Genomic DNA, 16,084 nt, shown 5'->3' with positions numbered 1-16,084 from the left:
TTTCTTGTTATAGTGAAGATTCGATATTATTTGATAAAACACTTGTTTCTATGATAACCCTAACATTTTAAAGATTACTCATTAAGAAACAATTCTGAAAATAAAAAACTCATGATTTAACACGATCTCTTACCGTATTAAATCACAAGTTCCTCTAAACTATTCTTCATTTACTAAATGACGATATAAATTAATATATTTTTCCGTTGATTTTTTCCAACTCAAATCTTGTTCCATTGCACTTTTAACTAATTTCCCCCAGTGTTCTGGCATCCGATAAAATCCTAATGCTCGCTTAAGCGTAAACAACATATCATGCGCATTATAATGCGCAAAACCAAATCCATTTCCATATTGAATAAACTCATTATACGGAATAATCGTATCTTTCAAACCACCCGTTTCGCGCACGACGGGAATGGTCCCATACTTGAGTGCAATCATCTGGCTAATGCCACATGGTTCAAAGCGTGATGGCATGAGGAAAATATCACTTCCCGCATAAATCATCTGAGAATTATAGGAATGGAACCCTATGTTAACAGATACCTTAGTTGGATATTTTTCGGCCATTCTCCTAAAGAAGCTCGTATACTTCGCCTCTCCATCTCCAAGTAAAACAAACTGAATATCTTCACGAATTAATTCTTCAAATACTTTTAAAATCAAATCGAATCCTTTTTGTTCTACCATTCTCGTTACCATCCCGATAATCGGTACATTTGCATTCACGACTAATCCTAGCTCACGTTGCATCTGCATTTTATTTTCCTTTTTAACTTCTATCGTTTTAAAAGAGTAGCGCTTAAAGATACTTAAATCAGTAGCTGGATTATTATAATCATAGTTAATTCCATTTAAAATTCCGTGAAGATGATCTTTTCTTGCGACAATAAAACGGTCTAATCCTTCAGCAAAATAAGGATAACAAATTTCATTACAATACGTTTCGGACACTGTTGTAATTTCATCACTCATTACAATAGCGGTCTTCATAAAATTCACTTTTTCAAATAGCATAATTTCATTTGGAATCGTAGCTAGCGTTGAAATAACCCCTAAATCAGACACATCACAAATCCCTTGATAATGAATATTATGAATCGTGAAAACTGTTTTAGTATAAGCAAAATGATCAGACTGCTTCATAAATATATTTTTCATAAAAAACGGAACAAGTCCTGTTAACCAGTCATGACAATGAATGACATCATACTTCAGCCCACTCTTCTCAATAAAATCGAGTGCCACATAGCAGTATAATTCATATCGACGACAATCATCTGAATAGCCATATAAATTTTCACGTGATAATTCGCCATATGAAATAAAGAAATAGTTTACCCCTTCTTTTGAATAACGATAAACATCATAAGGAATCTCTAACTCATTAATTGCTATTAAGGATTGAAATTGATGAGTTAAATTTTCATTATAACGTTCAGCTAAAGAGCTTAAATAGGGTAAAATAACATCCACATTTAATCCTTGATTAATCAATTCTTTCGTTAAATCAGCAGTCACATCCGCTAAACCACCTGTTTTATAAAAGGGAACACATTCAGTTGAAATTTGGGCTACACTAATGCCTTTATTCCCCATCACACGTTGCCCTTTACCGATAATAACAGGTGCATAATCTTGACCACTTAATCGAGCTCCATCATTAATATAAGCATGCTTATCTGTAATCACATTATTAATAATACTATTTTCACCAATAATGGTCCTTGGTAAAATAACCGAATTTTTAACAACCGCACCTCGTTTAATCGTTACATCACGAAAAATAATACAATTTTCAACTTTTCCTTCAATATTACACCCATTTGCAATTAAGGAATTTGAAACATCGGCTTGTTTTTTATAAAACGTTGGTGATTCGTCCTTTGTTTTCGTTAATACAGGTCGCTCTAACAAGAAGATTTGAAATCCATACTCATAATGTAACATATCTAAATTAGCACGATAATACGACACAATGGATTCAATCGTTCTCGTATAAGTAGAATGGTGATAATGATTAACTTTTAAACCATCACACATTTCGACTAAATCTGTCACTGTCTGATACGGAGAAATCTCATACCGTAAAATTAAATCAATTAAGTACTCGCGAGATAGTACAAAAATACCAACTGAGCGATTTCGATAATAAACTTGTGTCACATCTGCTTTCGATTCAATATGAGATTGTAGTAATTTTTCAAAAGGAATAGATGTAATAATATTCGCATGGTACATCACAACATATTGTTGCCGTGATCGCATAAAATACTCAATATATTCCCTCATTCTCGCAAATGTCAATGTATTGGCCACGGCACTCACTTCTTTTTTGGGAGGCAATAAAAATAGGCCATCCACCTTACGATCAAGGCCCCAAAACTTGCCGGAACGAATATGATCACTTAAGGAATGATAGTCACCGTCTGGAAAGATTGATACGTTCGTAATGCCTGAATGCACTGCATTAGATAAAGCAAAATCAATTAATCGGTAGCGTCCTGCAAATGGTAAGGCGGCTACACAACGTTGATTTAATAAATTCTGCAACGATTGAGACGTATTGGTTCCATCAATTACACACAAGGCCTTATTCTTCACTCTCAATCCCCCCTACTTTGAGTTTCAAGTATTTCCTCAAGATTATCATGAGTCACAAGTAAAATTTCATCCTCACGACCAATCAATTCAGTATGCGCCGGAATAACGACTTCATCTCCAATAATTGCATACTTAATATAACAATCATGTTCGATAAATGCGCTCGTTAAAATCACACTATCTTCAACAACAGCACCTTTTTCAATCACACATCGATGAGCAACAATCGAATTATACACTTCGCCAAAAATCATGCATCCTTCATTCACCCAAGCATTCTTCACTTTAGCACCCTGAAGAATATGATGTGGGGGTAAATTTGGTGTTTTAGAAAAAATTGGCCAGCTATAATCGTGTAATTGTAGCTCATCTTGAGTGCCAAGTAAATCCATATGAGCCTTCCAATAACTTTCTACTGTTCCAACATCACGCCAATACCCTTCATACTCATATGCATAAACAGCGCTATCTGCTTCAATAAAATGTGGAATCACATCTTGAGCAAAATCAACACCTTCATACAAATGCTTGTAATATTTATGGACAATCTCCTCTTTAAACTTCTTCCAATTAAAAACATAAATTCCCATTGAAGCTAACTGACTATCCGTCTCCTTTGGCTTTTCCTCAAACTCAATAATTCGATTTTGATCGTTAACCTTTAACATTCCAAAACGACTGGTATCCTCTTTTGGAACACGAATCGTTGAAATCGTTAACTCAGCCTGCTTTTCAATATGATAGTCAATAAGTTTACGATAGTCCATTTTATAAATGTGATCTGCAGATAAGACAAGTAAATAATCAGGATCATACTGCTCAATAAACGGCATATTCATAATGACAGCTTCGGCCGTTCCACCTTGCCATAAAAATCCATAATCACGTGAAGTATATGGTCCCATAACCGTAACAGATGCTCCATGAACATCTAAATCCCACGAACTACCTTCTCCAATATAACTAATTAATTCTAGGGGTTCATACTGTGTTAGAACCCCTACTTGTTCAATCCCTGAATTCGTACAATTGCTTAAAACAAAATCAATCAATCGATACTTTCCAGCAAACGAAATAGCTGGTTTTGGACGATGAATCGTTAATTCTTTTAAGCGCGTCCCTTTTCCCCCGGCTAATATAATCGCCACAACATTGACAGCCAACCCCATCCCCCATTTCTTGTGTGTTAAGCTAGTTCAACTTCTAACCCTTCTTCTACCTCTGTTTCTTCTTCGAGTGGACGATATTTAAAAATCGTTGCTCCATAAGGTGGAATCGTTACTTCAATATAATATGGTTTCCCATGTGTCATCCCTTTTTTCGCCACTAATGGCAATCCATTATATTGATTTGAACCATGATAATAATCACGATCACTATTTAGGGCCTCTGTATACTCTCCAAAGCATGGAACCCCCACTCTATATTGATGATATGGAACTGGTTTAAAGTTTAGTACCACTACAACAAATTCATCCGCATTCTTACATTTACGGATATAAGAGAAAATACTCTGCTCATTATTATTCACATCAATCCATTCAAATCCTTCAAATGAGTGATCAAGTTCCCAAAGTGCTGGCTCATTTAAATACAATTTATTTAAATCTTTAATATAACGATTCGAAGCATCATGTGCCGGATATTTTAATAAATGCCAATCCACCTGTTCTTTATCTTTCCACTCATGAAACTGTGCAATTTCATTCGCCATAAAGTTCAATTTTTTCCCTGGCAACGTCATTTGATAGGTACATAGCAATCTAAATTGTGCAAGCTTTTGCCAATAATCACCTGGTGCCTTATCCACTAATGATTTCTTTCCATGAACTACTTCATCGTGAGAGAATGGAAGAACGAAGTTTTCACTGTAAGCATAAGCCATTGCAAAAGTAATGTAATTGTGGTGATATGGGCGATAAATATTATCTAATTCAATATAATCTAACGTATCATTCATCCATCCCATATTCCATTTATAACTAAAACCAAGTCCACCTACCGATACTGGTGCTGTTACTAACGGATAACTGGTTGAATCTTCAGCAATCATTAAAATCTTATCATCTTCTAAGAAAACTGCCTCATTTAACTTTTGAATAAACTCTACAGCGCCATGATTCACACCGCGAGACTTATTTCCATCCCAATAAATCATATTCGCAACCGCATCGACACGGAAACCATCTACGTGATAATACTTCATCCAAAAAAGAGCATTTGAAATTAAGAAACTGCGAACTGTTCCTTTACCTAAATCAAAGTTTCCTGTTCCCCATTCTGAAACGGCTACATCCTCATATGGATACTCATAGACTGCTTCTCCATCGAATTTAAATAAACCGTGAGCATCACGACAAAAATGTCCTGGTACCCAGTCCATAATGACCCCTATTCCCGCTTCATGACAACGATTAATTAACATCATTAAATCTTTTGGTTCACCATAACGACTACTTGCCGCATAGTATCCTGTTGCTTGATATCCCCATGACCCATCAAATGGATGCTCATATAAAGGCATCAATTCAATATGCGTATAACTATGCTCTAAAACATATTCAATTAACTCATCCATAATTTCAGTATAGCTATGAAACGTTTCAGACTCTACTAATTCTTTATTACGTCTCCAAGATCCTAAATGAAGTTCATAAATATTTAATGGCTCCTCAAAAATATTCGAAAATTGACGTTTTTTCGCCCACTCTGCATCTGTCCATTCAAACCCCTCAATATCATAAACAATAGAAGCCGTATTTGGACGTTGTTCCGCATAAAAGGCATATGGATCAGCCTTTAAAATGGTTTGACCAAAAGCCGTTACAATCTCATACTTATAGATAGAACCTTCACCAATTCCTGGAATAAACAATGACCAAATCCCATCATCTCTTCGCATCTCATGATGCGTTCCATTCCAATGATTAAAATCCCCTACTACACAAACTTTTGAAGCATGTGGTGCATAAACACAAAAATACGTTCCCAACACTTCTTCATTATCACGAACAACAAAAGATCCAAACTTCTTATATAGTTGTTTATGTGTTCCTTCATTAAATAAATAACGATCACCTGATGTAAATTCAATCATAATTGATATCCCCCTTGTTCATCATTCTGCTTACAGAATATATCTTTATTATAACTAATATCATCCCTGTAAAGGTATCCTTTTAAATTGTAAACATTTACATGTTTTTATTTAAGATACCCTTTTAAACATCTTTTTTATTATATCTAAAGCCAGGCGCTTGATTTGTCTAAATTTGTATTTAATTTGTTTTTATACGGTTTTTTCAGACAATTTTAATTAGATTTAACAAAAAAAATCTTCTAAAACGAAACTCGTCTTAAAAGACTTTCTTTGTTAAGCCTATTTAATTAAGGTGATAGCATACTCTACTAAATTTTTAGCAATCACGCTATCTTCATTTTCTGTAGGATAAATAAATCCTGGACGCCAATTGACTTCATAAATCCAAATATAATTTCGACTATCAATCCCAATATCAATTCCAAGTTCATCAAAGACTTGTTTTTTTTGTTGGATCTGTAACTGATCTAAATGTTTTGATAACTCAATTCCAAACACTTCAAGTGTTCGCTTTATTTGATATCTTTTTATCGAAAAATTTTGTGATAAAAATTCATAAGGTTCTACATACTTTCCACCACTCGCACAATTTGTTACAACACTCTTTGTCGTTGAAACCCGTGGAAATATGATAGGAGTTTGCCACTCTCCATCCTTATTTTTAATCATATGTAACCTTATATCATAAGCAAAACCATCTTTTGTTGTTGAATGAATATAAACCTGAATTAAATATTTACGTTTAGCCAATCGTTTTTTTATATAAGAAGCGAACCATCTTTCATTGTATTGATTAATATATCCTTTATCATTGATGATATATTCGTGCCCTTTTTTCTCTATGTATAATACATTTTCTCCCTGATGACCATTAATTGGTTTTAAAATGGCTTGATGATGCTTTGATAAAAATCGTTGAACATCTTCTACTTTATACACACTTTCTGTTGGAATTAAATACGATGTAAACTTTTTCGATTGTTTAATTCGCGTGTAAACTTCCATTTTATTACCGATTGGAACACTTGTAAAAGGAATTTTTTGTTTTAAAGCACTGATAATGTTATTATCAAATTTATGAGGGCTTCCTGCATTAATAATCACCTGTGGAAATGGAGATGTCACTCTTACCCATTCATCTTTTTGTAAGATATACCCATTAATTGTCTGTTCTTTTAAATCAACATCTTCAGTACCGAAATAAATCATTTCTACCTGCTGTGCTTTGGCTGCTTTGGCTACATATACAGCTTTCTCTACGTTTTGTGGATTTTTATTATGATGCAAAAATCCAATTAAGACCATATCTATCACTCTTTCTATTTGCAAACAGGATATTGTTGGAATCTATCCAAACGTTTAAAGCAAAGATATCCTGTATTAGGGGGACTAGTTACAAGTTTAAAAATAAGATAGTTTGCTCCTATTTTTAATATATGTCCTCCTCTAAAAAAAGGTATAGGTGATTGATAGACTTTTAACTTCTTCGTAAAGCATCAATGGGATTTAATTGACTTGCTTTTCTAGCAGGAGCTAAACCAAATATCACCCCTACCCCACCTGAAAATAGTAAAGCCAATGCAATCGAATTAGTAGAAATGCTCGGTGTAAATCCAATAATAAAGGCCACTACAAAAGCAATCATAACTCCGAGTACTAATCCTACAACTCCACCAAATAACGAAAGAAAAATCGACTCAATTAAAAACTGAAGTTGAATACTTCGAGGCTTTGCTCCTAAGGCTTTTTTAAGTCCGATTTCCATCGTACGCTCTGTGACAGAAACAAGCATCATATTCATAATCCCAATCCCTCCGACTAATAACGCAATCGAGGCAATCCCAACGAGCATCATGGTCATCATCGAATTCATACTTTGAATTGTATCAAGTAACCCCTCCATGTTAATGATGCTATAGCTATTCTCTTTGTAATTAAATGCTTGATTTAAAATTAGCTCAACTTTCCCAATAATTTCATCTACATTTGCATTATTTTGCATATAAACTTCAACATTATTAATACAATTGAGGCCCACTAATCCCATTAAATTTTGATACGGCACAATCACTCTATTTTCTGACTGCTTACCTGACATTGAAGACATCATATCCATTTGATCTGTTTTTTCTAAAACCCCAACAATCCGATAAGAAATTCCGTTAATTAACAGATACTGCCCAATCGGTTGTTCACCAAAATACAAGGTATCTGCAAGCGACTCGCTGACTAAAGCGAGATTTGATTGTTGAGATAAATCAATCGAATTAAGTAATCGCCCACTTTTTAATGCCAACTGATTATACTTAAAGTATGAAGCATTTTTTCCTTCGATTGTCACTTTATCATGGACTTGTCCGTTTCCTACAACAGAGGTTGTCGTGCTTATTGTCGGAGATATACCATTAACCTCATCAATATCGGCTAATAATTGTACTTCATAATCGGTTAATCCTTTTTTTAATGGCGTGCCTTTTGCTTGAATCGTTAATTTATTTGCACCTAGTTCAGAAAATTGACTTGTCACTTCCATTGTTACGCCTTCTACAATCGAGATAAGGGCAATAATTGAGCTAACTCCAATTACAATCCCTAAAATCGTTAAAAAGGAACGCATTTTATTATAAATGATATTTTGCCAAGACATAATGATACTTTCTTTAAACACGATTTATCACCTCCTCTAAGAGGTTTCCATCTAAAATCCGCACGATTCTTGATGCTTCTTTGGCAATCGTTTCATCATGTGTAATCATAATAATTGTCCGACCTTCTTGATTTAATTCTTTAAATAATGACATCACTTGATTGCTTGTTTTTTGATCCAATGCTCCAGTCGGTTCATCTGCTAATAAAATCGTTGGATTTGTAGAAATAGCTCTTGCAATCGCAACACGTTGTTGTTGCCCACCAGATAATTGATTAGGATAGTGATGGATACGATTAGCAAGTCCAACTCGTTCAAGCATTTCCTTTGCTCTTACTTTTCGTTCATGTGATGGAATTCCTGCATATATCATTGGAAGCTCAACGTTTTGTAAAGCCGTCAATCTTGGTAGCAATTGAAACGATTGGAAAACAAATCCAATTTCATGACTACGAATATCCGCCAATTCATTTTCATTTAAATCTTTAATATCTTGTCCTGATAAAATATATGAACCACTGGTCGAACAGTCTAAGCAGCCAATAATATTCATCATCGTCGATTTTCCAGAACCAGATGGCCCTAAAATAGAGACAAATTCTCCTTCATTAACACGGAAGTTAATGCCTTTTAAAACAACTTGCTCCTCATCCCCTAGCACATAGGACTTGACTATACTTTTCATTGATAGAATTTCTTCTGACATCTGATTCACCTCTATTTATTCGAGTGCTTCATCATTTCAAAAGGGGTCTTAATTTCGATAGCTTTAGGAACTAGTATGTCCTCACCTTGATTAACGCCACTCAACACTTGCACATAGACACCATCACTGATCCCAACCGTAATATCTTTGCTTATCACTTCATCATTTTCATTTTGGTAATAAACATAAGGTGTTTCATCCGATTTAAATTGAATAGCATCCATCGGTAAAACAATGGCATCTGTCACACTTTCATTGACAAGCTTCACTTCTGATGACATTCCAATATATAAATTCGCATTTTCTTCGATATCAACTGTCGCTATAAAGTAGGCAATCCCACTACTGATTTGTGCTTCTTTCGTCACATGAGAGATACTACCAGAATAATCTTGATTTAACGCATTCACATGAACACTCACTTCTTTTCCAACCGATACCGGGATAATATTATATTCATCCACCTTAACTTTAATCTGTAAGTGTTCATAATCCGTCACATCTACTAGAGGGGTACCACTTGTCACTAAATCTCCCTCACGTACATAAATCGTTGACACTTCACCTGATACGCTTGCTTCTAATTTCATACCTTGAGACGTTGTTAATAATACTTCTCCTTTTTCAACCCACTGTCCCTCTTCAACTAAAATTTCATTTACTTGAAACATTGATGTTGAAATTAAGGACTGTGCATCTTTTGCTTCGACATTCCCGCTAAAACTATAATAGGTCGTCAAATCTTGCGTTGTTGCCTGCACATGATCGTATAACACGTCTTTTGGACGACTTAAAAGAAATCCTCCTAACACTAAAATGACAACCAATACTAGTAACCAACCAATCCATTTCTTCATTCAATTCACCTCTATTATAACGAAATCAATGAGTATCCTTTTGACCTTTAGATTAATAGCGTCAAAAATTCACCAAAATAATATTCATTCTTTAGAGTGAACAATTACCTAAAAAGTATGCAAAAAAGACTGTTTTTTCCATTGAAAACAGTCTTTTAAAATTTATTATTCTTCTAAACTTTTAGCCATTAGAACTAGGGCATCTCTACCAATCGTTCCAACCTTAATTCCCATTTCATCAGCTGCAACCGTTACCTTGGCAAGTGGAGCATCTAAAAGTTGTTCAATACTACGAACCCCTTCTGCGCGTCCTGCAATAATTTTACGTGCAATTAATTTGGGAGAATTGTTAAAGAAATCAATATCGAGTGCAGCACACATGATATATCCTACTTTTTCATGTGACACGATAAAGAGAGTTGTTTTAGGTAACTCTACCTCATAAGTTAAAAATTCATAACCTTCAATGTTAATTTTATTTACATGTAACACTTCAATCACCTCTCTATAATCTATACAAAAAGCCTAGTTTAGTGACACTATTTTATGTTTTCTAGAAATAAAAGCATAACTCATCTTTGATTGAGTAAACTAAAAACGAAATTTAAATACAAGGAGTTTTGTTTATGGAAGTAAAACAATTTATGACCGATGGCATTGAAGCCTTAACACCAACTGAAACGGTTCTTAACGCCTCTCGTCTTATGAAAAAACATAATGTCGGTTCGATTCCTGTCATCGATGAAAACTCAAAAGTCATTGGACTAGTAACAGACCGCGATATTGTCATTCGTGTATTTGCTGATATTCTTCCGATGAGTACCAAAATTGAAGATATCATGACTCATCCAGTTTATACAATTGAACAACATTCAGAAGTTGGATTAGCAATCTCTTTAATGGCAGATAAACAGGTTAGACGTCTCCCAGTCGTCGATCATGATCAAAAATTAGTAGGAATGATTTCTCTTGGAGATCTTGCCGTTCATCAACTAACCGATGGAAGAGCAGAAATAGCTTTAAAAGAAATTTCTGAACCTAATACGAATCCAAACCGAGATTTAGAGGTAGATGATTTTCCACTATAAAATAAAAAGAAATTGAGACTTTCTCAGCTTCTTTTTACATCCTAAAAAAACACCACTTGTTTAAAATGACAAGTGGTGCTCTTTTTTTAACTACATTCCTTCTTCTGCGTAATCTTCGATATCGTGATGGCAACAATGACAATCATGTTCATCTTCTAATTCATCATAATCATCAAAGTCATCGTCACATCCACAACCGCAAGCATCATCGATAGCACATTCTAACGCTTCTTCAAGTAAAACCTCTTCTAACAATTCATCGTCGCTTAGTGTTGTAAAATGACATAAATCAAGGATTGGACAATAACGAGTAATCCCTTCGGCTACTTTCATACTACCCATAGCCGCTAACCATCCTTTATGTTTCATAATCCCTAAACTAATCATCATTAAACCGGCACTAATACGAACATATGAATCTAGGCGTCCAACATTTTTTTGACACATAATAATCACTCCTTTCTTTTATAGTTTTAGTTTTTTCGACAAGTTCATACAAAAACAAAATTAACAGTTTCAAGAAAAAAAGCTAGTAGACAGAATTGCCTACTAGCTTTTGTATATTTTTAAAACGATCACTAAAACATTAAGTATAAAAGAAATCAGAAGGTAGATTGATTATTCTTCTCGACCTTTTAAATAACACTAACTGAGCGTTTGTGTAGTTTAAATCACCTTTACTCAGGATTAGCCAATCGATCCGTTCATTTCTAGTTTTAATAATTGGTTAAGTTCGACTGCGTATTCCATTGGTAATTCTTTTGCGAATGGTTCAATGAATCCCATAACAATCATTTCTGTTGCTTGCTCTTCCGTTAAACCACGGCTCATTAGGTAGAATAATTGTTCTTCAGAGACTTTTGAAACAGTTGCTTCATGTTGAATAGTTACATCATCATTTTTAACGATGTTATAAGGAATTGTATCTGATTTAGAAACATTATCTAAGATGAGTGTGTCACATTCAACGTGTGATTTAGCACCTTTTGCATTTTTCCCATGTTCAACAATTCCACGGTATGTTACATTTCCACCATTACGTGATAATGATTTAGAGATAATTGTTGAAGATGTATTAGGGGCTAAGTGAATCATTTTAGCTCCTGCATCTTGAATTTGTCCCTCTCCAGCGAAAGCAATCGAAATAGTTGTTCCTTTTGCTCCTTCTCCTTTTAAGACACATGCAGGATATTTCATTGTAATTTTTGAACCGATATTTCCATCAATCCATTCCATATGTGCATAATCTTCACATACGGCACGTTTTGTTACTAAGTTTAGGATATTATTTGACCAGTTTTGAATCGTCGAATAACGGCAACGTCCACCTTTACGAATATAAATTTCAACGACAGCCGAGTGTAATGAATCTGCTGAATAGGTTGGTGCTGTACATCCCTCTACATAGTGAATGTCTGCTCCCTCATCAACAATAATTAATGTACGCTCAAATTGCCCCATACTTTCTGTATTAATACGGAAATATGATTGTAATGGTTTTTCAATCTTAACACCTTTAGGAACATAAATAAATGATCCACCTGACCATACGGCACTGTTTAACGCTGAGAACTTATTGTCTGCATACGAGATAACTTTTCCAAAATATTCTTTGAATAAATCAGGATATTGCTTTAAAGCTGAATCTGTATCCATGAAGATAACACCAGCTTCTTCTAATTCTTTTTGATTATTATGATAAACAACCTCTGATTCATATTGAGTTGAAACTCCTGATAAGAATTTTGCTTCTGCTTCAGGAATTCCTAATTTGTCAAACGTGTCTTTGATTTCATCTGGAACTTCATCCCAACTATTTTCAGTTTTTTCAGATGGTTTAATATAATATGTATAATCATCAAAATTAATTTCAGATAAATCCGGTCCCCATTCAGGCATTGGAGTTTTCGCAAAATGATTATATGCTTTTAAGCGATACTCTAACATCCACTCAGGTTCACCTTTAATTTCAGAAATTTCACGGACAACTGCTTCTGAAATTCCCTTACCTGTATCTTTGATATTTTTATAGTCCGTTTTAAATCCGTACTTATAATCGGTTACGATGCCTTCAATTTCGTGTTTTTTCTCTTGTACTTCAGCACTCACCCGGTAACCCTCCATTTCATTTTGGCGTCTCACCACTCAATAGAAATTAAGTGGTGTTATTTTTTCATTTCATTTAATGCTTGCTCAGCAGCTTTCCATGAAATGGTTGCACATTTTACACGTGCCGGGAATTTAGAAACACCTTGATAAACAGGTGCATCTCCCATATCTAAATCTTCATCAAACTCATTACCTTTGACAAGTTCATAGAAGTTATTTGTAATCTCTTGAGCTTCTTCTAATGTTTTCTCTTTCAATGTTTGAGACATAACAGAAGCTGATGAACAGCAAATAGAACATCCAGTTCCTTCATGACGTAGATCGATGATTTTTCCATCTTCAACTTTAACTTGAACTGTGATGTCATCTCCACAGGTTGGATTTTTTAAATGTACCTCATGATATCCATCTTGTTGTAATAATCCTTTATTACGTGGATTTTTATAATGGTCCATAATCACTTGGCGATATAATTGTTCTAAATTAGAAAAAGACACCGTCGAAAAACTCCTTTCCTTTTCGAGTGGCTTCAATAAATGCATCCACTTCTTCTTTTGTATTGTATAAATAGAAACTTGCACGAAGTGTTGCAGGTTGACACAACCATCCCATTAAAGGTTGAGCACAATGATGTCCTGCACGAACACATACTCCTTCGGCATCATAAATCGTAGCAGCATCATGAGGATGTACTCCATCAATATTGAATGAAATAATACCCGTTTTTGCATCTTTATTGAAAATGGTGATGCCTCCCAGCTCTTCTAACTTTTCTAAAGCATAACGACGTAATTCATATTCATGTTGTGCAATTTCATCAAATCCAATGGATTGTAAATAATCAATGGCCGCTCCAAGTCCAATCGCTCCTGCAATCACGGGTGTTCCCGCTTCAAAGCGGTATGGTGCATCTTTCCATGTTGAAGTTACTTCTCCAACAATATCAATCATTTCTCCACCAAATTCAATCGGTTCCATTGCATTTAATAATTCATATTTTCCGTATAATGCTCCAACACCTGTTGGTCCACACATTTTATGACCGCTGAATGATAGGAAATCACAATCTAAATCTTGAACATCAATTTTCATATGTGGAACAGCTTGTGCCGCATCAACTGAAACAATAGCCCCTACTTCATGTGCTAATGCTGTAATCTCTTTAATTGGTGAGATGTATCCCATTACATTTGAAACATAATTAATCGCAACAACTCTTGTTTTGTCACTTAATACTTTTTTAAAGTTTTCAACTGTAATATGTCCTGTTTCATCTAGTGGGATAAACTTAAGGACTGCCCCTGTTACACGAGCTACATGTTGCCAAGGTAAAAAACTACTGTGATGTTCAAGCTCTGAAACAATCACTTCGTCTCCTGGTTTTAAATTATATAACCCATAACTTTGAGCGACTAAGTTTAAAGCCTGAGTCGCTCCTTTTGTAAAGACAATCTCTTCTACTTTTTTAGCATTTAATAAATTCTTTACTTTTTCACGAGCTCCCTCATATAGTTCAGTCGCATCGTTACTTAATTGATAAACACCACGGTGCACGTTAGACGTTTTTTTCGTATTGTAATAATTAACTGCATCTGTCACGACTTGTGGTTTAAGCGTTGTAGCTCCGCTATCTAAATAAACAAGCGGACGACCATTCATTGTTTCTTTTAAAATAGGAAAATCTTCTCGAATGCGATTAATGTCTAATGTCATTTGATTCACCTCGTTACGCGTTGATTTTACGCGCAATTACTTTTTCAAATTCAGCTTTAATTGACTCGTTACGGATTTCATCAATAAATGGCATTAAGAACCCATAAATAATTAAGACTTCCGCTGCACGACGAGTTAATCCACGACTCATTAAATAATATAATTGTTCTTCATCAATTTTTCCAACACCAGCCGCATGTCCTGCTTTCACATCATACTCGTCAATTAAAAGAATTGGATTAGCATCAGCACGAGCCGTTTCTGATAAAATCATTGCACGACTTTCTTGTTGTGCATTAGAACCATTCATTCCTTTATGAATTTTCCCAATTCCATTAAATGTTAATTGAGCATCATCTTTAGAAATACCATGATTTACAATATGTCCCTCAGTAAACGGTGCTAAATGTTCAATATTAACCGTAATATTTTGTTTTTGTGAACCTTCTGCAATCGCTACTGTTTTCACTTCTGCGTGTGCCCCTTGTCCAACTAATGAAACTAAGTTTTCTGAAACTGTATTTCCATCATTTAAAGCTCCAAGAGAAACAAGAAGACGACCATTAGCCTCTACCCTTGCTTTGCGTAAATTGTAAACTAATGTCTCACTCGTTAAGCGATCCATTGCCGCATAGTCAACTTGAGCATTTTCTTTTACAACAGTTTCTGAGATGACATTAATGTTTCCTGAAACTGTGTTGCAGTAGTTTTCAATGTATTTGAATTCAGAATTTGGCTCCGCCACAATCAGAGTGTGATTAAATAAAGAACCATTTTCTTGTAAATAGATAACGTTTAAGGCTTCTTTGACCACTTTATTTTTAGGGACGTGAATAAATAATCCACTATTTAAATGTGCCATATGTAATGCTGTTAAACGATTTGTGTCAACCGACGCTACGTTCATAAAGTAAGGTTTAAAAATCGCTTCATGTTTCGTTAGTGCCTCTTCTAAATTAGCAATAATAACTCCATCAAAAGCTATTCCTAAATTTTGATACACGATCTTTCCATCGCATAAAATCACAACATTTTGATCTTCAGTTGATACTAAATGTGCCACAGCACTCGGAATTTCATTGTTATATGTAGATGGTGTTTGAACTTCAATAGCTTCAAACGCCCAGTTTTTTATTATTGTACGGTCTGCTTTTGGTAATTTTAAAGACGGCATAACAGACTGCGCCTCTGTTTGCATCTGTTGTACCCATGTTGGTAACTGTATCATCAGTTCTTTGCCCCTTTCATCTATAACAT

Annotated in this window: 14 protein-coding genes; 1 reads left to right on the top strand and 13 read right to left on the bottom strand. The window is 34.7% G+C overall.

The window, feature by feature from the left end; genetic code table 11:
- Positions 1–159 precede the first annotated feature (159 nt).
- The 8 genes from J6D32_RS13470 to J6D32_RS13435 all read right to left on the bottom strand — a co-directional run bounded on the left by J6D32_RS13470 (position 160) and on the right by J6D32_RS13435 (position 10,409).
- The gene (locus tag J6D32_RS13470) at positions 160–2,607 is read right to left on the bottom strand and encodes a glycogen/starch synthase (protein WP_055165436.1); all 2,448 of its coding nucleotides are present in this window, start codon (positions 2,605–2,607) and stop codon (positions 160–162) included.
- Positions 2,608–2,609: 2 nt separating this feature from the next.
- Complete coding sequence (locus J6D32_RS13465) at positions 2,610–3,776, bottom strand: glucose-1-phosphate adenylyltransferase (protein WP_229059702.1); 1,167 nt, start codon at positions 3,774–3,776, stop codon at positions 2,610–2,612.
- Between the two features lie 17 nt (positions 3,777–3,793).
- Positions 3,794–5,704 (bottom strand): 1,4-alpha-glucan branching protein GlgB, encoded by a 1,911-nt coding sequence (gene glgB / locus J6D32_RS13460; protein ID WP_006784326.1) that lies wholly within the window; start codon positions 5,702–5,704, stop codon positions 3,794–3,796.
- Positions 5,705–5,986: 282 nt separating this feature from the next.
- The gene (locus tag J6D32_RS13455) at positions 5,987–7,012 is read right to left on the bottom strand and encodes a YheC/YheD family protein (protein ID WP_006784327.1); all 1,026 of its coding nucleotides are present in this window, start codon (positions 7,010–7,012) and stop codon (positions 5,987–5,989) included.
- A 172-nt stretch (positions 7,013–7,184) separates the two neighbouring features.
- Complete coding sequence (locus J6D32_RS13450) at positions 7,185–8,375, bottom strand: ABC transporter permease (RefSeq protein WP_009607013.1); 1,191 nt, start codon at positions 8,373–8,375, stop codon at positions 7,185–7,187.
- Positions 8,368–9,060, bottom strand: coding sequence for an ABC transporter ATP-binding protein (locus J6D32_RS13445; protein ID WP_287467761.1), 693 nt, complete (start codon positions 9,058–9,060; stop codon positions 8,368–8,370). The genes J6D32_RS13450 and J6D32_RS13445 overlap by 8 nt, the downstream gene beginning before the upstream one ends.
- An 11-nt stretch (positions 9,061–9,071) precedes the next feature.
- Positions 9,072–9,917 carry an efflux RND transporter periplasmic adaptor subunit gene (locus J6D32_RS13440; protein ID WP_009607005.1) on the bottom strand — a complete coding sequence of 282 codons (846 nt, stop codon included), beginning with the start codon at positions 9,915–9,917 and terminating at the stop codon, positions 9,072–9,074.
- Between the two features lie 165 nt (positions 9,918–10,082).
- Positions 10,083–10,409: a YunC family protein gene (locus tag J6D32_RS13435; protein ID WP_170837673.1), complete on the bottom strand. Its 327-nt coding sequence runs from the start codon at positions 10,407–10,409 to the stop codon at positions 10,083–10,085.
- A 134-nt stretch (positions 10,410–10,543) separates the two neighbouring features.
- On the opposite strand from J6D32_RS13435, the gene J6D32_RS13430 reads away from it, so the two are divergent.
- Positions 10,544–11,005, top strand: a complete 462-nt coding sequence (locus J6D32_RS13430) for a CBS domain-containing protein (protein WP_006784332.1) — start codon at positions 10,544–10,546, stop codon at positions 11,003–11,005.
- A 90-nt stretch (positions 11,006–11,095) separates the two neighbouring features.
- Here J6D32_RS13430 and J6D32_RS13425 read toward each other — a convergent pair whose 3' ends face one another.
- The 5 genes from J6D32_RS13425 to sufD all read right to left on the bottom strand — a co-directional run bounded on the left by J6D32_RS13425 (position 11,096) and on the right by sufD (position 16,055).
- Positions 11,096–11,452 carry a YgaP family membrane protein gene (locus J6D32_RS13425; RefSeq protein WP_006784333.1) on the bottom strand — a complete coding sequence of 119 codons (357 nt, stop codon included), beginning with the start codon at positions 11,450–11,452 and terminating at the stop codon, positions 11,096–11,098.
- 240 nt (positions 11,453–11,692) lie between these two features.
- Positions 11,693–13,114 (bottom strand): Fe-S cluster assembly protein SufB, encoded by a 1,422-nt coding sequence (gene sufB, locus J6D32_RS13420; RefSeq protein ID WP_009606985.1) that lies wholly within the window; start codon positions 13,112–13,114, stop codon positions 11,693–11,695.
- A 56-nt stretch (positions 13,115–13,170) separates the two neighbouring features.
- Positions 13,171–13,611, bottom strand: a complete 441-nt coding sequence (sufU, locus tag J6D32_RS13415; RefSeq protein WP_006784335.1) for a Fe-S cluster assembly sulfur transfer protein SufU — start codon at positions 13,609–13,611, stop codon at positions 13,171–13,173.
- Entirely contained in the window at positions 13,598–14,827 is a 1,230-nt protein-coding gene (locus J6D32_RS13410) for a cysteine desulfurase (RefSeq protein ID WP_009607014.1), read from the bottom strand. The genes sufU and J6D32_RS13410 overlap by 14 nt, the downstream gene beginning before the upstream one ends.
- A 13-nt stretch (positions 14,828–14,840) precedes the next feature.
- Entirely contained in the window at positions 14,841–16,055 is a 1,215-nt protein-coding gene (gene sufD / locus J6D32_RS13405; RefSeq protein ID WP_009607001.1) for a Fe-S cluster assembly protein SufD, read from the bottom strand.
- Positions 16,056–16,084 lie beyond the last annotated feature (29 nt).

The sequence above is a fragment of the Turicibacter sp. genome (assembly GCF_017941855.1).
Lineage (GTDB): Bacteria > Bacillota_I > Bacilli_A > MOL361 > Turicibacteraceae > Turicibacter > Turicibacter sanguinis.
This window is presented reverse-complemented; position numbering and strand designations above follow the sequence as displayed.